This window comes from Prauserella halophila (assembly GCF_024171895.1).
In the GTDB taxonomy this organism is placed as follows: Bacteria; Actinomycetota; Actinomycetes; order Mycobacteriales; family Pseudonocardiaceae; genus Prauserella; species Prauserella halophila.
Genome location: NZ_JAMTCQ010000008.1, coordinates 593,978 through 617,589 on the forward strand (window position 1 = coordinate 593,978; position 23,612 = coordinate 617,589).

General features: G+C 70.0%; 20 protein-coding genes and 1 pseudogene. 7 read left to right on the forward strand and 14 right to left on the reverse strand.

All coding sequences use genetic code 11. The annotated features are described in order from the left end of the window. Positions 1–43: 43 nt before the first annotated feature. Positions 44–1,168: a helix-turn-helix transcriptional regulator gene (locus LY41_RS03030; protein WP_253862269.1), complete on the forward strand. Its 1,125-nt coding sequence runs from the start codon at positions 44–46 to the stop codon at positions 1,166–1,168. On the opposite strand, the gene LY41_RS03035 is transcribed toward LY41_RS03030, so the two are convergent. Then, positions 1,123–2,301, reverse strand: coding sequence for an MFS transporter (locus LY41_RS03035; protein WP_253862270.1), 1,179 nt, complete (start codon positions 2,299–2,301; stop codon positions 1,123–1,125). The genes LY41_RS03030 and LY41_RS03035 overlap by 46 nt on opposite strands. Before the next feature lie 23 nt (positions 2,302–2,324). Here LY41_RS03035 and LY41_RS03040 point away from each other — a divergent pair, with 23 nt between their 5' ends. Beyond that, a complete protein-coding gene (locus LY41_RS03040; RefSeq protein WP_253862271.1) occupies positions 2,325–2,873 on the forward strand; it encodes a CGNR zinc finger domain-containing protein in 549 nt (182 codons plus the stop codon). A gap of 20 nt (positions 2,874–2,893) precedes the next feature. Here the strand turns inward: LY41_RS03040 and LY41_RS03045 are convergent, their stop codons facing one another. Next, entirely contained in the window at positions 2,894–3,883 is a 990-nt protein-coding gene (locus LY41_RS03045) for an Abi family protein (protein ID WP_253862272.1), read from the reverse strand. Positions 3,884–4,054: 171 nt separating this feature from the next. On the opposite strand from LY41_RS03045, the pseudogene LY41_RS23970 reads away from it, so the two are divergent. Beyond that, positions 4,055–4,240, forward strand: a pseudogene (locus tag LY41_RS23970) (CGNR zinc finger domain-containing protein); the annotation flags it as partial. Between the two features lie 46 nt (positions 4,241–4,286). On the opposite strand, the gene LY41_RS03055 reads toward LY41_RS23970, so the two are convergent. Next, positions 4,287–4,655, reverse strand: a complete 369-nt coding sequence (locus LY41_RS03055) for an Rv2175c family DNA-binding protein (protein ID WP_253862273.1) — start codon at positions 4,653–4,655, stop codon at positions 4,287–4,289. A 107-nt stretch (positions 4,656–4,762) separates the two neighbouring features. Between LY41_RS03055 and LY41_RS03060 the strand changes: the two genes are divergently transcribed. Together LY41_RS03060 and LY41_RS03065 are read left to right on the forward strand one after the other, a co-directional pair. Then, on the forward strand, positions 4,763–6,835 hold the full coding sequence (locus tag LY41_RS03060; RefSeq protein WP_253862274.1) for a Stk1 family PASTA domain-containing Ser/Thr kinase: 2,073 nt from the start codon (positions 4,763–4,765) through the stop codon (positions 6,833–6,835). 190 nt (positions 6,836–7,025) lie between these two features. After that, positions 7,026–8,345 carry a wax ester/triacylglycerol synthase family O-acyltransferase gene (locus LY41_RS03065; RefSeq protein WP_253862275.1) on the forward strand — a complete coding sequence of 440 codons (1,320 nt, stop codon included), beginning with the start codon at positions 7,026–7,028 and terminating at the stop codon, positions 8,343–8,345. Between the two features lie 43 nt (positions 8,346–8,388). Here LY41_RS03065 and LY41_RS03070 read toward each other — a convergent pair whose 3' ends face one another. From LY41_RS03070 to LY41_RS03110, 9 genes are all read right to left on the reverse strand, one after another. Then, on the reverse strand, positions 8,389–9,792 hold the full coding sequence (locus LY41_RS03070; protein WP_253862276.1) for a class II 3-deoxy-7-phosphoheptulonate synthase: 1,404 nt from the start codon (positions 9,790–9,792) through the stop codon (positions 8,389–8,391). Positions 9,793–10,051: 259 nt separating this feature from the next. Next, complete coding sequence (locus LY41_RS03075) at positions 10,052–10,309, reverse strand: hypothetical protein (RefSeq protein WP_253862277.1); 258 nt, start codon at positions 10,307–10,309, stop codon at positions 10,052–10,054. Between the two features lie 280 nt (positions 10,310–10,589). Continuing rightward, on the reverse strand, positions 10,590–11,486 hold the full coding sequence (locus LY41_RS03080; RefSeq protein WP_372493111.1) for a trypsin-like serine peptidase: 897 nt from the start codon (positions 11,484–11,486) through the stop codon (positions 10,590–10,592). Between the two features lie 219 nt (positions 11,487–11,705). Then, the gene (locus tag LY41_RS03085; RefSeq protein ID WP_253862278.1) at positions 11,706–12,353 is read right to left on the reverse strand and encodes a hypothetical protein; all 648 of its coding nucleotides are present in this window, start codon (positions 12,351–12,353) and stop codon (positions 11,706–11,708) included. Beyond that, complete coding sequence (locus LY41_RS03090; RefSeq protein ID WP_253862279.1) at positions 12,353–12,670, reverse strand: hypothetical protein; 318 nt, start codon at positions 12,668–12,670, stop codon at positions 12,353–12,355. Before LY41_RS03090 ends, LY41_RS03085 begins: the two co-directional genes overlap by 1 nt. Position 12,671: 1 nt before the next feature. Further along, positions 12,672–13,346: a hypothetical protein gene (locus tag LY41_RS03095; protein ID WP_253862280.1), complete on the reverse strand. Its 675-nt coding sequence runs from the start codon at positions 13,344–13,346 to the stop codon at positions 12,672–12,674. A 35-nt stretch (positions 13,347–13,381) separates the two neighbouring features. Next, positions 13,382–14,617, reverse strand: a complete 1,236-nt coding sequence (locus LY41_RS03100; protein ID WP_253862281.1) for a hypothetical protein — start codon at positions 14,615–14,617, stop codon at positions 13,382–13,384. Between the two features lie 52 nt (positions 14,618–14,669). Further along, positions 14,670–15,002, reverse strand: coding sequence for a DUF6317 family protein (locus LY41_RS03105; protein ID WP_253862282.1), 333 nt, complete (start codon positions 15,000–15,002; stop codon positions 14,670–14,672). A gap of 139 nt (positions 15,003–15,141) precedes the next feature. After that, positions 15,142–15,591, reverse strand: a complete 450-nt coding sequence (locus LY41_RS03110; RefSeq protein ID WP_253862283.1) for a MarR family winged helix-turn-helix transcriptional regulator — start codon at positions 15,589–15,591, stop codon at positions 15,142–15,144. 91 nt (positions 15,592–15,682) lie between these two features. Between LY41_RS03110 and LY41_RS03115 the strand changes: the two genes are divergently transcribed. Together LY41_RS03115 and LY41_RS03120 are read left to right on the forward strand one after the other, a co-directional pair. After that, positions 15,683–16,027 carry a VOC family protein gene (locus LY41_RS03115; protein WP_253862284.1) on the forward strand — a complete coding sequence of 115 codons (345 nt, stop codon included), beginning with the start codon at positions 15,683–15,685 and terminating at the stop codon, positions 16,025–16,027. 142 nt (positions 16,028–16,169) lie between these two features. Then, entirely contained in the window at positions 16,170–16,811 is a 642-nt protein-coding gene (locus tag LY41_RS03120) for a hypothetical protein (RefSeq protein ID WP_253862285.1), read from the forward strand. A 214-nt stretch (positions 16,812–17,025) separates the two neighbouring features. Here the strand turns inward: LY41_RS03120 and LY41_RS03125 are convergent, their stop codons facing one another. After that, entirely contained in the window at positions 17,026–18,534 is a 1,509-nt protein-coding gene (locus LY41_RS03125; protein ID WP_253862286.1) for a glutamate synthase subunit beta, read from the reverse strand. Between the two features lie 77 nt (positions 18,535–18,611). After that, positions 18,612–23,183 (reverse strand): glutamate synthase large subunit, encoded by a 4,572-nt coding sequence (gltB, locus tag LY41_RS03130; protein ID WP_253862287.1) that lies wholly within the window; start codon positions 23,181–23,183, stop codon positions 18,612–18,614. Positions 23,184–23,612 lie beyond the last annotated feature (429 nt).

Below are 23,612 nucleotides of genomic sequence, written 5' to 3' on the forward strand. Positions count from 1 at the left end.
TTGGACATTTCACGGGCTCCCAGCAGGACATACCTTGGTAGCCATGGCACATTCGTCGGGCGATCCGGAATCCGCCGGTACGGCGCCCTCGGACCCGGCGCCCTCGGACCCGGCGCCCTCCGACAGGGCGTCCTCCGACAACACGCCCTCCGACGACACGTCCTCCGCCGCGGCACCCGCCGACAGAGCGGCACCCGCCGACGTGGCGCCCTCCCGCACCACGCACGGCGAGGCCGTCGGCGGCCAGGTGGGCGGCACCCGGCGCCTGCGCACGGTGCGCCAGGACGGCACCCCCGTCTACCGCCACGAACAGCCGCTGAGCATGCCCGCCGTGACCGTGACCCGGTTCGGCTCCTCGACGCCTGCCGGCCCAGCCGGTCACGGTACGTCCGCCCCTCCGGATCACCGCCACGCTCACGACTTCCTCGTCCTGACCTATGTCGAGCGGGATGCCGGCGCGATGGAGATCAACGGCACCAGCCGCTCCCTGCGGACAGGTGAGGTCCACGCCCTGCTGCCGGGGCAGGTCGTCACACCGGCCGCGGCGGCCGCGCCCGCCGACGGCAGCGCGTGGTCCGTCTCGTTCACCCCGGACGCCGTGCCCGCGCTGGCGTCGGTGTCCCCGCTGACCTGGACCGGGCATCCGCTGCTCGCCCTGTTCGCACCGGATGCGACACCCGTGCTCGTCCCCGAGCAGGACCGTGACCGCTGGTCCCGGCAGCTGGCCGAGCTCACCGCCGAACTGGCCGCGCCGGAACGCCTCGGGGCACGCGAGGCGGTCGCCAGTCTGCTCACCCGGCTGCTGATCGACGCGGCACGCCTGGCCCCGCCGCAGCCCGACACCCGGGACGCACTCGTGGAGCGGGTGTTCGACCGCATCGAGGAGACGTTCCGGGAGCCGATCTCGGCAACGGACGTGGCGGCCACGCTCGGCTACACGCCGGGACACCTGACGACGCTGATGCGGGAACGCACCGGCAGGCCGCTGCTGGAGTGGATCACCGAGCGCCGGTTGACCGAGGTGCGCCGGATGCTGCGTGAGACCGACCTGCCGCTCGGGGTCGTGGCAGCACGAACCGGCCTGCGCGACGCGTCCTACCTGGTGCGCCGCTTCCGCAGCCGCTACGGCGTCACCCCGCAGCGCTGGCGCGAGGCGCAGACCCGGTAGAGCCCGGCTGCGAGGACCTGCGCCGCCGCCGCGACGAGCAGGCACGCCGTCAGCGACCACGCGAGCAACACGCCCGCGAGCGCGGTGCCCACCGCCACACCGCCGATCTTCAGGCTCGCGCCGATGGTGAACACCCGCGCGCGCACCTCCGCGTCCGCCTCGCGGTGCCGCACGGCGAACAGGGCGGCCAACTGCGGCCCCTCGCCGATGCCGCACAGTGCCGCGGCCGCGATCGCGTAGCCGCCCCCGGGCACGGCCGCGAGCAGGAACCCGCCACCGAGCACCAGCGTGCTCACCAGGATCACCGAGTCGGGAGTCGGCTGCCGCCTCCGCCGCGCCAGCACGGCGTTGGCGAGCAGCCCGGTCGCGGCGAGGACCGCCAGCAGCAGCGCGCCGCGGTCGGCATCACCGAACCGCCGCATGCCCAGTACCGGACAGCACACGACGAACACGCCGACTCCGACGTACGACACGACCGACACGGTGGTCGCCCGCAGCAGGGACGCGCTCCCGGCGATCGCGCGCAGCCCGGCGAGGACGTCGGTGAGCACGCGAGCGCCCGGCGCCGACCCCCGCGCGGGACCGGAACGCGCCGACGGCAGCGCCAGGGCAGCGGGCACGCCGAAGGCCACGACCGCCAGCGACACCACCACGGCAGTCGATCCGCCGACGAACCCCGCGACCGCGGGACCGGCCAGGCTCGCGACGCTGAACGTCATCGCGTCGAACCGGCTCGCACGGTCGAGACCGCCGACCGCGACCGCAGGCAACCGCGACGACCAGCCGCCCGCCACCGCCGGGTTGAGCAGTCCCGCCAGCGCCGCGACGGCCACAGCGACGGGCACCGGGACCTCACCGAGGCACAGCAGCACGAGACCGAGCCCCGCCGCGTAGCCCGCGAGCACCGCGGCCAGCACCGAACCGGGACGACCGCTGCGGTCGAGGAGCGCACCGAGCACGGGACCACCCACGGCAGCGGCGGCGGTGAGCGCCGTCAGCACGGCCGAGCCCTGAGTCACCGAACCGGTCACGGCGACGGCGGCGAGCAACAACGCGGGCCCGGACATCTCGTCGCCGGTACGGGCCGCGAGCGCTCCGGCGAGGTATCCGACCAAGGCGTAACGCCCTCTCATAAAGAAGACGTTACACTCGGGATGTGCCAGCCCGCGACGAACCACTTCCCGGTGTCTCCGCACGCGCCGCTGCGACGCGGGCCGCCGACGTGATCAACGTGCTGCTCACCGGCAACCCCACCGTCGACACCGTGCGCGAGGTCCTCGTGGCGCACGGCGAACGGGAGCCGCTGAACCTCACCGCCGGCGACCTTCCCCGGCTATGGGAGGCCGCGCAGCAGCTGCGCACGGTGTTCGCCGCGACCACGGCCGGCGACGCGGCGAACCGGCTCAACGACCTGCTCGCCCGTCACGCCCGGCCGCCGCGGCTGACCACCCACGAGGGTGCGCATCCGTGGCATCTGCACGTCGATTCCCACGACGATGCGCCGTGGGACGAGTGGTTGGTCACCTCGTCCTGTCTCGCCCTGGCGACGCTGCTCGCGGACCGGCAGCGCCCACCGGGTGGCCTGTGTGCCTCGACAGCGTGTGGCAGGGCGTTCGCCGAACTCGGCGGTGGCAGTCCGCGCCGCTACTGCTCGGCCCGGTGCGCCACCCGCGCACGGGTCGCGGCGCACCGCAGGCGTGACTGAGGGCACTGCATCGTCGGACGTCAACCGAGGTGCCGATTCCAGAAGGGGTCGTCCACCCATCCCTCGGGGATTCCCATACCCACCAAGTTCGCCCGCGGGCGAGTAACCACGAGTTCATGAAGGCGCCGCGCCCAACTGCTATGGGGCGAGACGGCGTCAAGCACCGACTGGAGCGACACGAGAACCGGGTAGAGGCGTTCCCGTGAACTGTCAGGCAGGGGCGAGCGGAGCCACGAGATCGTCTTCGATTGCGGGATCGCCGGAGGAACACCGAGACCGACGTTCCACAGCCGCCCGTGATGGGCACAGATGTTCCGCACCCTCACGTACGTACGCATCCAGGAATCAAGTACCGGCGCGGTCAGGCCGACACCGGCCGCGATCGCAGTCTGATCACCTCGGCGACGCAAATTGCGAATCGTGTTGTCCAGCTGGCCGATGGTGAGGGTCTCAACCATGAGCCACGACGGTGGTAGATCGGGTGTGCAGTACGTCGTCAGATAATGCTCGAGCGCGGACGGGTGCACCAATGAGCCATCGTCAACATCAGGCGCCCTGCGCAGTTGGTCCTCGCACCCTTCTCGAACGATTCGCAGGAGCGTTGTGTGCTTATCGCGGTTCTTGAAGTGCGATGGGGCCATGTACCAATGCGAGCCGCCGTGGGCGGTCGACATGTGATCGGTGAGTGCCGCCCGTACCGCCACTTCGATCCGCTCCAACGCGTCCATCACCAGCAGCCGCAACGCACGATCGAACACGTACAGGTCCAGTACATCCTCGAACGAGGTTCCCGGCCGAAAGACGTGGTCGGGCCGACGATCGCGCTGCTGGAACGGGATCGTGTACGGCGAGAGCCGGTAGTAGCCGATGTGGCGCAAGTACCGGCCAGTCTTCTCCGGATCGGGGATGTGCAGGCCACGATCGGAAAGCAACGCCATAAGCTCGTCGAGCGTCAGCGGTGGCTTCTCGTAGCGGAGGGAACCCCGGGCCCGCGGTGACTTCCGGGACATGTGGACACTCCGACTCCCAGACAAAGAAAATCCCCCAAGTGCGCTTCCGTGGAGAGGCGTGGGGGACGTGGTGTTTCCGAAGTTACCATAGGTAGCTCGACCAACACCAACTCACCGTTCCCGTTCGGGAGCATCGGCCGCGCCCAGGATATGGCGTCGCCGGAACACCGTCGAAACGATGTTCCTGGGTTTGCTGCCCCCACGGGCCGCTGCACCGCGGCACCGCACCGCGGTCACCCCTCGACGGCGTGTGGCAGGGCGTTCGCCGAACTCGGCGGTGGCAGTCCGCGCCGCTACTGCTCGGCCCGGTGCGCCGCGACCCGCGCACGGGTCGCGGCGCACCGCAGGCGCGGTTGAGGGCCGCGCGGCGCCGTCGTCTGCGCGGCCGGTGTGGGACCGCCCGTCAGAACGCCATCGCCTGGGCGCGGCGCTTGACCTCGGTGCCGTGGTTGATGCGCAGGGCGTTGATCGGTGTCGTACCGGGCAGCGACTCGTCCTCGGCGAACAACCAGCGCAGCATCTCCGTGCGCGTGAACCCGGCGTCCGACAGCACCGTGATCGTACCGGCGAGGCCCTTGATCACCGCGCCGTCCCGCAGGAAATCGGCGGGGATCATCAGGTCGCCGTCACGACGGACGGCGACCAGGTGACCGTCCCGGAGCAGCTGCCGGACCTTGTTCTGCGCCACGTTCAGTATCTCCGCGACCTCGGCCACGGGTACGACCGTGACGTCGGCATCGAGTACATCGTCAGCCAGGGGGATTGCACTCACGTGTTCCACCCTGCCACACGCCACGCCGTGCGAGCGCCGCACCAGGCGAATGGCGTAGCGGGGACACCGGGTACCGCCCGCATCGCCCGGCCGTAGGATCCCACGGTGTGACACGGACGGACGAAAACCTCGTCGGAGCGCTGCTCGACCGGCGGTACCGCGTGGACGGGCTACTCGCCCGCGGCGGGATGTCGTCGGTGTACCGGGGGCTCGACACCCGGCTCGACCGGCCCGTGGCCATCAAGATCATGGACTCCCGGTTCGCCGACGACCGCAGCTTCGTCGAGCGGTTCGAGCGCGAGGCCCGGTCGGCGGCGAAACTGCACCATCCGCACGTCGTCGCCGTCCACGACCAGGGGTTCGACGGCACCCCCGGCTCCGAGCAGCGGCGCGCGTTCCTGGTCATGGAGCTCGTCGACGGCGGCACGCTGCGTGACCTGCTCGAGGGCCGCGGCGCCCTCACCCTGCCGCAGGTGCTGACGGTCGCCGAGGACGTGCTGTCCGCGCTCGGCGCCGCGCACGCCGCCGGCCTGGTGCACCGTGACGTCAAGCCCGAGAACGTCCTCATCGGCCGTGGCGGCCAGGCGGGCAGCGGGGTGGTGAAGGTCGGCGATTTCGGCCTGGTCCGCGCCGTCGCCGCCACGGCCAACACGACGGGCAGCGTCATCCTCGGCACTGTGGCGTACCTGTCGCCGGAGCAGGTGACCGACGGCTCGGCCAGTGAACGCGGCGACGTCTACTCGGCGGGCATCCTGCTGTACGAGATGCTCACCGGGCACGTGCCCTACACCGCGGACACGCCGATCTCCGTGGCCTATCGCCACGTCAACGACGACGTCCCCGCGCCGAGCGCCGCCCGCTCCGACCTGCCGCCCGCACTCGACGACCTCGTCCTGCGTGCGACCCGCCGGGACGCCGACGCCCGGCCCGCCGACGCGACGGCGTTCCTCGAGCAGCTGCGCGCGATCCGCGGCGAACTGGGCATCCAGCGGACCGCGGTGCCGATCCCCGCACCGCAACACCCGCCGCAGCAACCGGCGCAGTCACCGGCTCCGCAGCTGCCGCCGCCGGAACAGGCCGGATCGCCCGAAGCGTCCCCGCCCGAGAGCGACGCCGAGCGCACCGTCCCGGTGATGCAGGCCGTGACCGCGCCGACATCGGACGGCCCGACCGGGACGCAGGCTCTTCCCCGGTCCGCGGCGACGGCATCCGGCGCCGCCTCCGAACCTCCCGGTGACGGGCCTCCTCGCGACGAGCCCGCGGCGCCCCGGCGGCGCGGCGGATGGCTCGCACTGTGGCTCGTGGCCGCCCTGCTGCTGGTGGGCGGCGTGGGAGCCGGTGGCTGGTGGCTGTTGTCGGGCCGGTACGTCGACGTGCCCGACATCTCCGGCTTGGACCGGCAGCAGGCCGCGCAGGCGCTCCGGAACGTCGATCTGACGCCGACGTTCGAACAGGAGCGGCACAACACGGTGCCGAGCGGCACCGGCATCCGCACCGATCCGCCCGCGGGCGCGCAGGCGGAGCAGGGTGACCGGGTGACCGTCATGCTCTCGCTCGGCAAGCCCGTGGTGCCGGACATCCAGCCGGGCACCTCGGTCGAACAGGCGCAGCAGGCGATAGAACGGGCCCGGCTGACGCCGACCCGCGACGAGAACGCCGACCAGTACAGCACCGACGTCGAGCAGGGTGCGGTCCTCTCGGTGTCACCGCAGCCCGGCACCCAGGCCAACATCGGCACGAACGTCGCCATCGTCGTGTCGAAGGGCCCCGAACCGCTACCGGTGCCGTCGGTCGTGGGCAGATCCCGTGACGAGGCGTTCACGACGCTGCAGAACGCCGGATTCGAACCGTACGACGCGGGTGAGGAGTTCTCCACCGAGGTCGCGGGCGGCCACGTCGTGCGCACCGACCCCGCGGACGGCGAGACCGTCGACGAGGGCACCCGCATCGGCGTGTACGTGTCCGACGCGGTCGACGTGCCGGATGTGCAGGGCAGGCCGCTGCCGGATGCGCGGCAGCTGCTGTCCGACGCGGGCCTGACGGTGGCAGGCGACGAGGGCGACGAGGGCGACGCAGGCGGACTCGGCGGTGACCGGTTCGTGTTGGTCGTCGGCCAATCCCCGGATCCGGGCAAGCGGGTGGAGCCGGGCACGGAGATCACCCTCTCGACACTCCCCTGACCCCGATCATGTGATCTCGCACCCACACCCCTCAAGCCGCGCCGCGGGAGGCGCCGACAACGACGACAGGGAATCACCACCAGGCCTGCCGGGCGTTTCCAAGGCGGTTACACGACGCCCATGTCGGCGTCACGCGCGGCTGGTGCACTGATTGCTCACCCGCACCTACACCATCGTCCGAGAGACTCGTATGGCACCGGAACGACTCAGCGCACTGGACACGGCCTTCCTCTGCTTGGAAGACGACGCGACACCGATGCACATGGGCGCGGTCGCAACGTTCCGTCCCCGCCACGACTGGGACGCCGACCACGTCGCGGGCCTGCTTGCCGAACGCGCCGCCCGCATTCCCCGCCTCCGGCGCCGCGTACGGACCGGCCTGCTTCCACTCAGCGGCGCCCGCTGGGAGGACGACCCGGCGTTCGACCCGCACCGTCACGTGGCCGTGAGCCGGCTGTACGACCGGTACGCATCCGATCCGCTCGCGACGTTCGCGCAGCACTGGATCGCCGAACCACTCGACCTCGACCGTCCACTGTGGAGCGTTCAGCTCGTGACCGGCCTGCCGGACGGGGATTTCGCGCTGCTGGTGAAGTTCCACCACGCCCTCGCCGACGGCATGGGCGCGGTCGAACTCGCGATGGCGCTCCTCGACGACATCACCCTGCCGTGGCAGCGCCAGCCCGTCGACGACGAACCCGAGGAGAAGCCGCGGTCGCCGCTCGGCGCGGTGACCGAATCGGCGACGGCGCTGCTCGGTCAGGCCGCCGAATCGGCGAGCATCGCGGGCTCGATCGTGACGTCGGCACGGCCGTATCCGTTCTCCCCCACGGCGACCGTCAATTCGCCCAGCCGCCGGATCGGCCTCGTCCGGCTGCACGGCGGCGACATCCGCTCCGTCCGCACCGCGCACGGCGGCACCACTCACGACGTGGTGCTCGCCGTGCTCGCCGGTGCGCTACGCGAGTGGATGATCAACCGTGGCCAGCGTGCGGACGCCCGGTCGCTGCGCGCGCTCGTGCCGGTGAGCCGCCGGAGCAGGGAGCACCGGAACGCGGGCAACAGCCTGTCCGGCTACCTGTGTGACCTGCCCGTCGAGGTGGACGACCCGGTCGAGCGGCTCCGGCTCGTGCGGGAGGCGATGGCCCACAACAAGGAGGCCGGGCCGACGCGGGGTGCGGGCGCACTGCCGGTACTGGCCGGGCGCCTGCCGGCCGGGCTGCACCGGCTGGCGACGAAGACGGCGGGCAAGGCCGCTCCATTGTTGTTCGACACCGTCGTGACGACCGTGCCGGTGCCGAGTATCCCGCTCTCGCTCGCCGGAGCGCGGCTGCGGGAGGTGTATCCGTTCGTGCCGTTGCCGCCGCATCAGTCGGTGGGCATCGCCGTGGCCACCTACCGCGACGGCGTGCACGTCGGCCTGCAGGCGAACGGGCACGCCGTCAGCGACGTCGGTTCGCTGGCCGATGCGGTGACCAAGTCGATGGCACGGCTGCAGCTGGAGTCGTGAGCCGCTCCGCGCCGGGGCGCGTGCCCCGGCGCGGGACGGACCGTCAGGAGCGCAGCATCTCCGCGACGAGGAACGCCAGCTCGAGGGACTGCTGCGTGTTCAACCGCGGGTCGCAGGCGGTCTCGTAGCGGCCGGACAGGTCGAGATCGGAGATGTCCTGCGCGCCGCCGAGGCATTCGGTGACGTCCTCACCGGTCAGCTCGATGTGCACCCCGCCGGGGTAGCTGCCGAGCCGGTTGTGGACCTCGAAGAAGCCCTGCACCTCGTCGACGACCCGGTCGAAGTGCCGCGTCTTGTAGCCGTTGGACGTCTCGTGGGTGTTGCCGTGCATCGGGTCGCACTGCCAGATGACCTTGTGGCCGGAGCTTTCGACCTTCTCCACGATCGCGGGCAGCACCTCGCGGACCTGGCCGTTGCCCATGCGCGAGATCAGCGTCAGCCGGCCGGGTTCGTTGCGCGGGTCGAGCCGTTCGACGTATTCGACGGCCTGTTCCGGCGTGGTCGTCGGGCCGATCTTGAGGCCGATCGGGTTGGCCAGCATTTCGGCGAACGCGATGTGCGCGCCGTCGAGCTGGCGGGTCCGCTCGCCGATCCACAGGAAGTGCGACGACTGGTTGTACAGCTGCGCGTCGGGCGAGGACGGGTCGTCGAGCCGGAGCATCGCCCGCTCGTAGTCGAGCAGCAACGCTTCGTGGCTGGCGAAGATCTCGGTGCTGTGCAGCGAGCTGTCCTGCACGCCGCACGCCGACATGAAACGCAGCCCGCGGTCGATCTCCGCGGCCAGTGCCTCGTAGCGCTCACCCGCGGGCGAGGTGCGGACGAAGTCCTTGTTCCAGTCGTGCACCTGGGCCAGGTCGGCCATCCCGGCGCCGGTGAGGGCGCGGACCAGGTTCATCGCGGCGCCCGCGTTGGCGTAGGCGCGGATCATGCGGCCCGGGTCGGGCACGCGCAGCTCGGGCTCGGCGGCCAGCGAGTTGACGATGTCGCCGCGGTAGACGGGCAGGCCGAGCGCATCGGTCGATTTCGAGCGCGGTTTGGCGTACTGCCCGGCGATCCGGCCGACCTTCACCACCGGCAGGCTGGCGCCGTAGGTGAGCACGACGGCCATCTGCAGCAGCGTGCGCAGGTTGGCGCGGATGTGCGGCTCGGTGTTGGACTCGAACGTCTCGGCGCAGTCACCGCCCTGCAGCAGGAACGCCTCACCGCGCGCCACCATGGCCAGCCGCTCGCGCAGCCGGTCGATCTCGGCGGGCATGGTGATCGGCGGCACGCTCTCGAGCAGCGACCGGACACCCTTGACGTTGTCGGCATCGGGCCATTCGGGCTGCTGGGCAGCGGGCCGGGCGAGCGCGTCGTCGAGCTGCTCGCGCAGCGGGGCGGGCAGCGGGGGCAGCGAGGGCAATGCGTCGAGGGGGACGTCCACAGTCCAGTTCACGCCACCCAGCATACGAATGTCACATGCCGGGACGGCCCCACCCCATGTCGGAAGGCCTGCCGGAGCTTCGTGGCGGATCTCCGTGGCGGAGCCCGGTAGGGCGCCGCGGCGGTGCCCTGGACAGTACGGACACCTTGCCGTTGCGCCGGTGTGCCGGAGCCCGGTTGCCGGAGCCGCGCGTGGAGCTCCTCGTCACGGAGGTGGGCGCGCAGCTTGTCGGTGCCGGTCACGGCGGCCAACGCATCCGCCACCGCGGCACTGTCGACGACGATCATGTCTCGGTGCGCTCGCTCAGGCGCTCATCGCGCTCACCCCGGGCCGCGTCGAGGACCGCCGCTGCGGAGGTATCGGACCGTTCGGTGTGGCGGGCAACGCGCTCGAGCACCTCGTCCGCTGTCGAACGCGCCGCCTCCTGGCAGCCCAGCCGCAGTAGGTAACGGTCGAGAGATTCTCCCCGCGCAGCTGCCCGGGCGTTCAGGGCACGTCGGGCGTCCTCAGGAACCTCCCTGATCTGCAGCAACGAACTCATACATACTTGTACATCGACTGCAATGCAGAGCGCATCAACAATCTCGGTTGGCGATCCCCCGCCGAGGAGACAGCTGAGCGGTTGTGGCTGCCGCCCGACGGTGCACGAGGGCGGCGGCCGCGTCGGCCACGACAATCCTTGTCGGACTCCGACCCGGCCCACACGGTCGTCCACGGTGGAGCCGACCCGACGGGTCACGAGTCCACCGTGGACGACCGGCTGTGAGCGGAGCGGCACCGGGAATGCCGCGCGCGGCACCGGGACCGGTGCCGCGCGCGGCTTATGCCGCCGACGCCCGCTCGTAGAGCGTCTCTGCCTCGTCACCGAAGTATGGGCCGAACATCATGTCGGGCAGGAAGGTGTAGCCGAAGCTGTTCACCGACTCCTGCACGCCGGTTCCCGTCTCGGGGTCGAAGCTGCTGAACCACGGGCCGCCGCTGGAACCGCCGGTCATGTCGCAGTTCATGCCGTGGTCGTCGGTCAGCAGCGGATCGGTGAACGTACTGCCGTTGCAGTACGTCAGCGTGCTGCCGTCGTACGGTTCGGCCGCCGGGTAGCCGAACGAGTGCATCTCCTGGCCACGCTCGCCGTTGAAGGCGATCTGCTGCGTGCCGACCGTCTCGGCGATGGTCCCGCTGCTTTTCTCCTCGACCACGGCCATGCCCACGTCGTGGTTCATGTCCTCGTCGGACTCCCACTGCGGGGTGGTCATCGTCTGCTCGGCCGCCCACTCCCCGTGCGGCGCGTCACCGTTGTCGTAGCCGGGGACGAACACCCAGTCGGTGTGCCAGGTTCCCTGGTACTTCACGCAGTGGCCCGCGGTCACGACCACGCTGCCGTTGTCGCTCTCGACGACGTTGCCGCTGCACGACGCGTCCTGGCCGTCCATCGTGAAGAACACCCGGCCCGCGGTCTTCGTGACAGCGCCACCGCCGGTCCACTCGTCACCCGTGGACGCGGCCTGCTGAAACGGAAGCAGCCCCTGCAGCACGCTCGCCAGACCGCCGACGAGTCCCGTCGCGGTCGACAGCACCCTGTCCAGCGGCATGGCCGACCGCATTCGCTGCGGCGTCCAGTCCGCGGCGTCGGCATCCATCCGGTGCACCGCGACGTCGCCGGACGAATCCGGCGTCTGCTGGTCGGCGGCGGCCGGCATGGCCACCGCCGATGTCACCATCGCGGCGCCCGCCGCCACCGCGGCGACCCTTCGAACTCCTCGCGCCCAACGCAACCGCACGATCACGCCTCCTCGTCGGAGATTCACAGAACCCCGTAAGAGTGACGTGAGCAACAACCGATTTGTACCGCCGAGTAACCCAGCTACCGCTCGGTCGATCAGGCTCCCCTACTGGGCCGTACGGAGTAGTTTCGATGCGCGATTCAGGCGCACCGGGTGTCACTCGCCACGCTGCAGGACCGCCGCCACGACGCGTTCGTATCCATGGGTGAACGGCCGGATCGCCGCTCTGCGAGCACGTTCGCGGCGGACGATGCCGACGGTGCCGCTCACCGTACTCACCAGGAGGGCAGCACACACGACGCCGAGCACGAGCGCGGTCGTGCCGCCGTCGCCGAACAACCTCCCCGCGGTCACCAGCACGACCAGCAACGCCAGACCGCTGCACACGGCCAACGCGACGAAGCGGTTCGTCGTCTTCCTGTACGCGTTGTGCGCCGCCCGGGTCTCGTTCAGCGCAGCCTGCGACAGCGGGTCCACTCCCAGTTCCCGCCACACCTGCTCCGCGACCTCACGAGCACGCGGATACTCCCGCAGTTCCGCCTGCGAAGGCCCGGTGATGAACAGCGCATCACGCCGGTCGACACTCGCCGTCCCCGGACGCGCGAGCACCCAGTGGTGGACTCCCCGTTCCGGGGCCACCGCCTTGAACTCCCAGCCGTGCGCCTCGGCGAGCTCCCGACAACGACGCCATGACGATCGCGGAATGTCGGACACGTCGATCCGGGCCGTGCCGCCGAGATCGACGCGCAGCTCACCCAGCCGGGCAACGAACTCCGCTTCGGCGGCCGTCGCGTCGTGCTCCATCACACCGACCCCTGTCCCGGCAGGTTCCGCTGGAAGTTCAGCTGGCGGTTGTTCAGACCCGAGTAGCCCGTCCACCGGTAGCCGTTCGCCTCGGCCAGTTCACGCACCGCGTCGTCGTTCACTCCGCTCCGGTAGCCGGACAGGATCGACGTCGCCCCGGTGGCCGTCTCCTCCTCGCGCAACTTCTCCAGCACCTGCTGCGTGCGCTGCTCGATCGGCGTCCGCCGCTGTTGAACGGTCGCGTATCCGGCGATGCCGACGACGGCGAGCGCCAACGCGCAGAGCAGGCCGAAAAATATCCAGAGTGCGACGCCCACGTCACCCGTCCAAAACGTTGCTGATCGTGCTGGGCTCGTCATCGCTCTCAGCCCAACGAATCGTCTTGCAGATCTCCGCCATCATCGCGACGTAATCATCCCAATCCCAGAGACACTCCGTACTCAATGCGAAGAAGGCTAGCTTCCCACGGTCCACCAGTGGAAAGATCACCTGGATCTGCCGCACGTGGCGCATTGTGTCGGTCGGTTCGCCTGTCACCCGCACCGGATTGCTGAATCGGTCGTCCTCCATGACGACTAGACACCGACCGATCTCGAGATCGACGTACTGCGCCTCGGCGTTCTCGCGCTCTCGTCGAATCGATTCGAGAACCGGTTCCAACGGCTGCCGATGATGCCCTGCCATCTTCCTCGTCAGGACACTGAACTGTGCCATCGACGCGGCATTCGGATCACGATCGGAACGTCCCAGAAATGTCGCCGCGTAGATAACTCCCTCGTCGAGCATTCGCTCGACCGAATACTGATTGGCCAGGAGTACATGGAGCAACTGCTCACCGGACAGCCCCGGCAGGCTCGACTCCAGCTGCTCCTGCAACCGGCTCGCGCGGGTGGCCGCGTCGGCGGAGAGATCGACCGGCCGGAACTGGGCGGGCAACGCGAACACCAGCGGGAAACGTCGCTGCGAATTCGGGGTGTCGGTAACCACTGTCATCCAACTTCAACCTTCATGTAAAGCCGACCCGGACCTCAGCCGGCCGCTCTGGCGAAACCGGCGAGTGAGCTCCCCAGGTCGCTGAGTGCGGACCCGTTCTGGCCCCACTGGCCGACACTCTGCGCACCCGCCATCCCGCCGGCTGCGTATCCGGTGCCGCTCTTGATCGTATCGGTGGTGTCGTTGCCGATCGCCATGTCCAAACCGGTCGGCACCTGCGAACCCAGGCTGAAGGTGTTCTGCGTCGCTTTGGCGATGGTATCGGCATTACCGCCGACCGTGCTCGCAACCTTCTCACCGAACGAGCCCATCAGTTTGGCCGGTTCGGCAACCTGTCCGGCCTCTCTTAACATGACCTTGCCACCACTCATCGCCGCCGGAGCCAGGCCGTCCACCACCTGCAGTGAGTCGGTGGCCATCGACATCCCCTTCGACACGGCGCCGACGCCGGGGAGGACGCCGAGCGCGTCCGCTCCCAGGCCGACCCATGCCCCGGGTTCGTCCCACTTGCCTTCCTTGACCATCTCGCCGCCGTGCGCAGCGAGGGCGATGCCACCGGCAGCAAGCGCAACCGGCCCCATCACCGGAGCAAGCACGGGAATGAACGCCAACGCACCCGCGACCGCGGAGATCATCCCGGCGACGTCGCCGATCTCGCCGAGGTGATCACCAATCCAACTGCCCGCTGCAGAGAAGGCGTCCCCGATCGACTCGAAGAATCCCTTGTCCGGCGCCCGCTCAGCAACGTTCCGGAGCGTATCGGCGCAGGTGCGGGCGTCCTGCTCCCACGCGCTCTTCAGCTCACGTGCTTTCCGGCGGATGTCATCGACCTTGCCCCAGGCCTCGCCCGCCGCACGCCTGGCATCGGCGGCTGCGTTCGCGTCGGCCTGCTGCTGTTGCCGCGCCGACTCGACGGAGGCGGGGTCACTGCCGCTGGCGACCGGCGTGTTGGCTTGAGCAGTGGCCTGCTGCGCAGCCGCATCGGCCCGCTCCGCCTTCTCGATGGCCTTACGGCACTCCTCTTCCAGCTTCTTGGCACTCGCCTGGTGCTGCTTCAGGGTGTCTTGCCAGCCCGACAAGGCCTTGCCGGCATCGCGCAACGACGTGTGGGCCGCATCAAGATACCCGGGCAGCTCACCGACCTTGTCGGCGAAGGCCTTCGCCGCCTCACCGGTCCAGGTGTCCTTTTTGCCCTGGATCGAGGTGATGACCTCGTGTGCCTCTCTGGCGTAGACACTCGTGTCCGTCATCTGTTTCGCCAGGCCGCCCACGGTTCCCGGGTTTCCGGGGGCAGGGTCGAACCCGAGAGAGGGGAACTGGTCGTCACTCATGGCCGCCCCCGTTCAGGCCCGCCGACTCGACACCCTGCGCCATCTTGCCGAGACTGGCCCGCAAATCGCCTTCGACATCGGCGTAAGCCTTCTGCGCCTCCGAGAGCCCGCCGCGAATCTCGTCGACGGCTTCCCGCAACTTGCTCAGACCTTCTTCCCACTCGGACCGGAAGTCTTCGCAGGCTTCGTCCAGCTCGGCCGTACCGATCGAGTCCTTCGCGGCATCGGCCAGCTTCTTGGTGGCCGTATCAATGTTCTCGCAGGTCCGGTCCAGGTCCGTGCCCAGGGCCTCGAGCCCACCGACATCCACGGTGAAGTCCGCCATCGCCCCAAACTCCCTCAATGCCCAACAGTCGCGTAGCGCGGCTGATCCTAACGACCGACCATCCCGGTCTGCGTGAGGTGGACGCGGATCATGCCCGCACGCCCGGGCAGCGGGTGCAGGACAGGTCCTCCGGTAGTCGTCAGTACTGGTCGGCGACGGCGGGGAGGCAGGCGGCGAGATCCTCCCGCAGTCTGCGCTGTTGCTCCGGGGACAGGGGCGAGAACAGCTGCTTCTCCGCGGCCCGGACCACGACGCTGGCCTCGCGCAGCACCGCCCGTCCTTCGCGGGTGAGGTCGGTCGGCAGGGCTCTCCCCTGCGGCGCCTGCTCGGGCCGCGCGAGCAGGCCGCGCTCCTGCAGCCTGCGCAGAACGAGGTTCATCGACTGCCGGGTGACGAAGGCATGGCGGGCCAGTTCGGAGTTGGACAACCCGGGATTCCGGCCGAGCAGTTCGAGGCACGCGTACTGGGGAACGGTCAGCTCCAGCGGCCGCAACGCCTCGTCCATCGCGGTCCGCAGCGCCGCGTGCACCTGCTTGAGCACATAACCCACCGACAGTTCGAGATCGCCGACCCGCTCCGCTTGCTCCATGTCAGCATTCTGACATAGACTCGATGTCAGTACATTGACATAAACCGATACATGCGAATCACGCGCAGGATTCGACGACGGAGGAATAGCCATGAACGGACAGGTCACGTACTTCGAACTGCCGAGCACTGACATCGACGCAACCCAGCACTTCTGGGGCTCGCTGTTCGGCTGGACGTTCCACGAAGGGAACTTCCCCGGCTATTCGATGATCCAGGGACCGCAGCCGATGGGCGGATCGCCGCACGACGACCCGTCCCGGCGCCCGCGGATCTACTTCGACGTCGACGACCTCGCGGCCGCCGTCGGCCGGGTGCGTGAACTCGGCGGCACGGCCGACGATCCCGTCACGATCCCGTCCGGCGCGTACGCCCACTGCGCCGACGCCCAGGGCGTGGAGTTCGGACTGTTCCAGGACGCAGAAGGTAGCGACTGAGACGGCCGTTGCCGGTGACCCGGTGAGCCACCACCGGGTCACCGGCGATCTCACGCAGCTCGCCGGCACCGCGAACCCGCCGTCCCCGGATCGCGGAGGTGAGTGGTCGCCGGCTCGGCGCAGGCTGTGCAAGCATCGGACCATGAGGTTTCGCAGGCCACGCCGACGCCATGCGGTTTATCGCCGGAAGCGGTTTCTCACCCGGCGCCGCGCATCCCAGAACTTCTGGCGCCACTACGCCGCCATCGAAACCCGGATGCGCGACACCGCAGGGGACCTACCACTGTTCGGACAGCAGGCGTGGAACGGAATCCTCCTGACGGGCCCCTGGTCGTTCCGCGACGACGGTACGGGCCGCGCCACCACGATCGGCCTCGAACACGGCGACCCCGACGACGAGTCGGTGCCCTGGCTACGCGTCCTGAGCACGTGCGACCCCGCGGACCACCTGGTCCGGGAACTCCGGTTCGAACGGACCCTCGGCGACCGCGGCGCCACTGGGCCGGTCGATCGGGAGACCGTGCGCGCCAGCCGGCGCCGCACCGATGTCTCGTCCGCCGAGAGTCAGGTCGAGATCATGGTCGACGGGCAACCACGAACCTTCCGGCGCTGGGACACCGGCGAGCGCTGGTACGCAGCCTGGGAACCGGACCACGAGCACGCGATCGTCATCGCCGCCCGCCATCTCGACCCGGCGGACGTCGCACTGGTCCCGGTCCACGACATCGAGCCCTACCTGGCAGGCCGACGCGACTGGATCCGCGCCCGCGAACAGGCCGGATAATCCCTTCCTCTCCTGGTGAATCCACCCTCAGGCTCTGCACCCCGACTCTGCACCCCGGACAGGCCGTTCCCCGGGGACCCGCCCGCGCGCGACAACCCCGCCCGCACACCAACAGGGAGCCGGGACCACTCGGCCCGACTCCTCGAACGTCTACATCGGACCATCCCACCTCGGACCAGTCCACATCGGACGAGTACGCGTCGGACCGGCTACGTCAGACGACCGCCAGCGGGAGTGCCGTGGGATGCACCGGCGACGGCAGGTCCGAGTCCCCGGTCAAGTAGGCATCCACCGACGCGGCCACCGACCGCCCCTCGGCGATCGCCCACACGACCAGCGACGCGCCGCGATGGGCGTCACCGCACACGAACACCCCCGGCGCCTCGGTCTGCCAGTCCGCACCGCACGAGACGGTGCCGCGCCGGTTCAGCGACAGCCCCAGGTCGGCGGTCAGCCGCATGTGGTCGACACCCTCGAACCCGATCGCCAGCAGCACCAGGTCGGCTGGCACCTCCTGCACCTCGTCACTGGTGGCCACGACCTCGCGGCGCCCCGTGTCCGGGTCCTTTTCCACCCGCACCGTGTGCAGCTCGGCCGCCCGCACCCTGCCGTTCTCGTCGCCGACGAACCGCGTGACGGCAACCGCGAACAACCGCTCCCCCGCCTCCTCGTGCACCGGGTAGGTGCGCAGGATGTACGGCCACGTCGGCCACGGCGAACGCTCCTCGTCCCGCGTGTGCGGGGGCTCCGGATACTGGTCGAGCTGCGTCACCGACAGCGCACCCTGGCGGATCGCCGTGCCGTAGCAGTCGGCACCCGTGTCGCCACCGCCGATGATCAGCACATGCTTGCCCTCGGCCGTGATCTCCGGCGGACCGTCCCCCTCACAGGACCGGTTCGCCGGCACCAGGTGCTCCATCGCGAGGTGCACGCCGTCCAGCTCACGCCCGGGCGTGGCCGTGTCGTCCCGGCCGCGCAGCGCACCGACCGCCAGCACGACCGCGTCGTAACGCTCCCGCAACTCCTCGACCGTGAGATCGACGCCGACCTCGCAGCCGGTGACGAACCTCGTGCCCTCGCTGTGCAGCTGCGCCAGCCGCCGGTCGAGGACCTTCTTCTCCATCTTGAACTCGGGGATCCCGTACCGGAGCAACCCGCCGAGCCGGTCGTCGCGCTCGAACACCGTCACGTCGTGGCCCGCACGCGTCAACTGCTGCGCCGCAGCCAGCCCCGCGGGCCCCGAACCGACGACCGCCACCTGCCTGCCCGAGAACTCCTCGGCCGTCAGGGGCTCGACGTAACCCGATTCCCACGCCTGCGCCGAAATCGTCTCCTCGACCCGCTTGATCGCCACCGGCCCGCCCGACAACCCCGAGATCGACAGGGTGCACCCCGCCTCGCACGGCGCGGGACACAACTTTCCCGTGAACTCGGGGAAATTGTTCGTCGCATGCAGCCGCTCGCTCGCCGCGAACCAGTCGTCGCGACTCACCAGATCGTTCCACTCCGGGATCAGGTTGCCCAGCGGGCACCCCGACCGCTCGTTGTGGCAGAACGGAATGCCGCAGTCCATGCACCGGCTCGCCTGCGTGCGCACCGCCTCGTTACGCACCTGCGAGCCCTGGTCCGCGTAGACCTCCTGCCAGTCGTGGGTGCGCTCGGCCTTCGGGCGCTTCGGCGGCTCGGAGCGCTCGTACTTCAGAAAACCCGTCGGATCAGCCACGGGCCGCCTCCAGTGTCTTGCGGGACACCCGCACCCGGTCGGCGATCGTGACTGCCGCTCCGCAAGCTCCGCAATTGTCAGCCACGAGCCGCCTCCATGATCGCCTCGTTCACATCGCGGCCCTCGACCCGTGCCGCCTCGGTCGCCTCCAGCACCCGCTTGTAGTCACGCGGCATCACCTTGGTGAACGCCGCCGACCGCCGCGGCCAGTCACCGAGCAGCGACGTCGCCACCGCCGAACCCGTCAACTCCGCGTGCCGGGCGACGACGCCGCGCAACCACACCAGGTCGTCGGCGCCGGGCTCTTCGAGCTCGACCATGCCCGGGTTGACCTTGCCGCGGTCCAGCTCCAGCACATACGCCTCGCCGCCGGACATGCCGGCCGCGAGGTTCCGGCCCGAGGCGCCGAGCACCACGGCCCGGCCCCCGGTCATGTACTCGAAGGCGTGGTCACCGACGCCTTCGGCCACGATCAGCGCACCCGAGTTGCGCACGCCGAACCGCTCACCGACCTGACCACGCAGGAACACCTCGCCGCTCGTGGCGCCGTAGGCGATCGTGTTGCCCGCGATCACCTGGCCCTCGGCGGCGAATTCCGCGGCCTCGTGCGGTCGCACGACGACGCGCCCGCCGGACAGGCCCTTGCCGACGTAGTCGTTCGCGTCGCCGGTCAGCTCCAACGTCACCCCCGGCGGCAGGAACGCACCCAGCGACTGGCCCGCCGACCCCGTCAGCGCCACCCGGATCGTGTCGTCGGGCAGACCGGCGCTGCCGTAGCGGCGCGTGATCTCCGCGCCGAGCAGCGTGCCGACCGTACGGTTGACGTTACGCACCGGCAGTTCGAGCCGCAGCGGATGTGCATCCTCCAGCGCCGCCTCGGCCAGCTGGATCAGCGTGTGGTCCAGCGCGCGGTCGAGGCCGTGGTCCTGCTCGCGGAGCTTGCGCTGCGCACCGCCGTACGGCGTCTCCTCCGGGATCGCGAAGATCGGCGCCAGGTCGAGCCCCTCGGCCTTCCAATGCTCGATCGCCTCGTCGGCACCGAGCGCGTCGACCCGGCCGATCGCCTCGTCGAGCGACCGGAAGCCGAGTTCGGCCAGCAGCTCGCGTACCTCGTGGGCCACGAAGTGGAAGTAGTTCACGATGTGGTCGGCCTGCCCCGTGTAGCGCTCGCGCAGCTCCGGATTCTGCGTGGCGACCCCGACCGGGCAGGTGTCCAGGTGGCAGACGCGCATCATGATGCAGCCCGCGACGACCAGCGGCGCCGTGGCGAACCCGTACTCCTCGGCGCCCAGCAACGCGGCGACGACGACGTCCCTTCCGGTCTTCATCCCACCGTCCACCTGCACGGTGATGCGGTCGCGCAAGCCGTTCAGCATCAGCGTCTGCTGCGTCTCGGCCAGGCCGATCTCCCACGGGGTGCCCGCGTGCTTCAGCGAATTCAGCGGCGAGGCACCGGTGCCGCCGTCGTGACCGGAGATCAGCACGACGTCGGCGTGCGCCTTCGAGACCCCCGCGGCCACGGTGCCGACGCCGAGCGAGCTGACCAGCTTGACGTGCACGCGAGCCCGGTCGTTGGCGTTCTTCAGGTCGTGGATCAGCTGCGCCAGATCCTCGATCGAGTAGATATCGTGGTGCGGCGGCGGGGAAATGAGCCCCACACCCGGCGTGGAGTGCCGCGTGTGGCCGATCCACGGGTACACCTTGTTCGGCGGCAACTGCCCGCCCTCGCCGGGCTTGGCGCCCTGCGCCATCTTGATCTGGATGTCGTCGGCGTTGACGAGGTACTCGCTCGTCACGCCGAACCGTCCACTCGCGACCTGCTTGATCGCACTGCGGCGCTCCGGGTCGTACAAGCGCTCGACGTCCTCACCGCCCTCGCCGGTGTTGGACCGGCCACCGATCCGGTTCATCGCGATCGCCAGGGTCTCGTGCGCCTCGGCCGAAATGGACCCGTACGACATGGCGCCGGTGTTGAACCGCTTGCAGATCGACTCGACCGATTCGACCTCGTCGATCGGGACCGGATCACGGCCGTCGGCACGGAGCGCGAACATACCGCGCACCGCACCGCCCGCACGGTTGAGTTCGTCCACCTTCTCCGTATAGGCGCGGTAGGCCTCCTGCCTGCGCGTCTTACTGGCGTGCTGCAGCAGGAACACGGTCTCCGGCGTGAACAGGTGCAGCTCGCCGTCGCGCCGGTAGGCGTACTCACCGCCGGACTCCAGTCCGCGGTGGGCCAGGTCCGTGGGGTGGTCCGGATAGGCGCGCCGGTGCCGGATGGCCACCTCCTCGGCGAGCACGTCCAGGCCGACGCCACCGAGCTTCGACGACGTGCCGGTGAAGTACTCGTCCAGCACGTCCTGCGACAGTCCGAGCGCCTCGAAGACCTGCGCGGCGGTGTACGCGCCGACCGTCGAGATGCCCATCTTGGACATGATCTTCCGAGTGCCCGCGACCAGCGCGTTCACGTAATTGCGCACGGCCGTGGCCTGCTCGATCCCGGGGATCGCACCCTGGCCGATCATGTCCTCGATCGTCTCGAAGGCCAGGTACGGGTTCACCGCCGCCGCACCGTAGCCGAGCAGCAACGCGATGTGGTGCACCTCGCGGGCGTCGCCGGACTCGACGACCAGGGCGGCCTGCAGCCGCTCCTTCGTGCGCACGAGATGGTGGTGCACCGCCGACACCAGCAACAGCGAGGGAATCGGCGCCATGCTGTGGTCCGAATCGCGGTCCGACAGCACGAGCGTGCGCGCACCGGCGGCGATCGCCTCCGACGCCTCACGGCGCACGCGCTCGATCGCCTCGGCCAGTGCCGGCCCGCCGCCCTCGACGTCGTACAGCCCGGACAACACCGCGCACGCGAAACCCGGCAGATCACCGTCGTCGTCGACGTGGATGAGCTTGGCGAGCTCGTCGTTGTCGATCACCGGCTGCGGCAGCTCGATGTGCCGGCACGACGCAGGCCCCGGATCCAGCAGGTTCCGTTCCGGGCCCATGATCCGGCTCATGGACGTGACCAGCTCCTCGCGGATCGCATCCAGCGGCGGGTTGGTCACCTGCGCGAAGCCCTGTTTGAAGTAGTCGTAGAGCAGCCGCGAACGCTGCGACGTCATCGCGGTCGGGGTGTCGGTGCCCATCGACCCGAGCGGTTCGGCTCCGTGGCCGGCCATCGGCCCGAGCAGGATCTTCAGCTCCTCCTCGGTGTAGCCGAACGACAGCTGCCTGCGCAGCACCGAGGCGTGCGTCTGCGTGATGTGGTCGCGGCCGCGCAGTTCCGGCAGCGTCAGCAGGCCGGCGTGGAGCCACTCGTCGTACGGCGCCCCGCGCGCGAGGTCGTCCTTGATCTCCGTGTCGCCGACGATCCGGCCCGCGGCCGTGTCGACGAGGAACATGCGGCCGGGCTTGAGCCTGCCCTTGGTGATGACGTCGGCGGGCTCGATGTCGAGCACGCCCGACTCGCTGGCCAGCACGACGCGGTCGTCGGCAGTGCGCCACCAGCGGCCGGGCCGCAGGCCGTTGCGGTCGAGCACGCCGCCCACGATCGTGCCGTCGGTGAACGTGACGCACGCCGGTCCGTCCCACGGTTCCATCAGGCTGGCGTGGAAGCGGTAGAAGGCGCGGCGCTGCTCGTCCATCCCGGCGTGGTTCTCCCACGCCTCCGGCACCATCATCAGCACCGCGTGCGGCAGGCTGCGCCCACCCAGGTGCAGCAGCTCCAGCACCTCGTCGAACGAGGCGGAGTCGGAGGCGTCCTCCGTGCACACCGGATACAGCCGCGAGAGGTCGCCCGGGACCAGGTCGCTCTCCAGCAGCGCCTCGCGGGCGCGCATGCGGTTGCGGTTGCCGCGCACGGTGTTGATCTCGCCGTTGTGCGCGACGAACCGGAACGGATGCGCCAGCGGCCACGACGGGAACGTGTTGGTCGAGAACCGCGAGTGCACGAGCGCGATCGCACTGAGCATGCGCTCGTCGCGCAGCTCGGGGAAGAACAGCGGCAGCTGCGCGGGCGTGAGCATGCCCTTGAAGACGAGCGTGCGCGCCGACAGCGACGGGAAGTACACCCCGCACCCGGCATCGGCCGTCTCGTGCTCGGCCCGCTTGCGCAGGCAGAACGCCGGCCGGTCGAGGTCGATCCCGGAGGGCTGCTCGCCGTCGGCGTCCGGCAGGCCGGTGACGTGCAGGTAGGCGAAGTGCGGCATCACCGACCGCGCGGTGGGGCCGACGTCGGCGGCGTCGACGTCGGTGGGCACGTCCCGCCAGCCCGCGACGCGGAGCCCCTCCTCGCCCGCGATGCGCTCGATGATCGTGACGGCCTCGCGGCGCAGGTCCTCGTCGGCGGGCAGGAACGCCATGCCGGCGGCGTAGTGATGGGCGCCGAACGCGTCCGGAGCGGGCAGGTCGACATCGGCCTCCGCCCGCAACAGCTCGTCCGGCAGTTGCACCAGGATTCCGGCGCCGTCGCCGCTGGTCGGTTCGGCCCCGGCGGCGCCGCGGTGGTCGAGGTTCGTCAACGCGGTCAGGCCGTCGCTGACGATGCTGTGGGAGCGGACGCCACGGAGGTGGGAGACCATGGCGACACCGCAGGAATCCTGTTCCGTGGCGGGGTCGTACAGGCCCTGCGTCGGCGGAATCGCGGAGAAGATCAACTCGGACCTCCTGCGTCGTCTTCGTGCTCGGTGTCTTCGGGGCACGGGACGACTGTGGCCCGCCTGTTACCACGACTTTAACACTCGAGAAACGCCCCGGCGCCGGATCAGCAGGCCGTTCCCGGGCGGACCGTCGTGATCCGACGACCGTGATCCGACGACCCCGGACGAACCAGTTTCCGACGTGCCGGCCGGTCGCGGCAAGTGCTCGCCCGCGCACCCCGTTCGCGGCGAGTACCCGTCCTGCGACCCCGGCATCCGCGGTGACGTGAACGGGAGGCTGGTAACGTCGTATCGACGCGGGCGGCAGCGAAGTCCGGTGCGAATCCGGCACTGTGCCGCAACTGTGATGACTGCCCGAGCCGGCTGACCTGGTGTTCTGCGACTCGGGCGGGTCGAGTCAGGTCGCCTCCGCCCCGCGTCGACGCC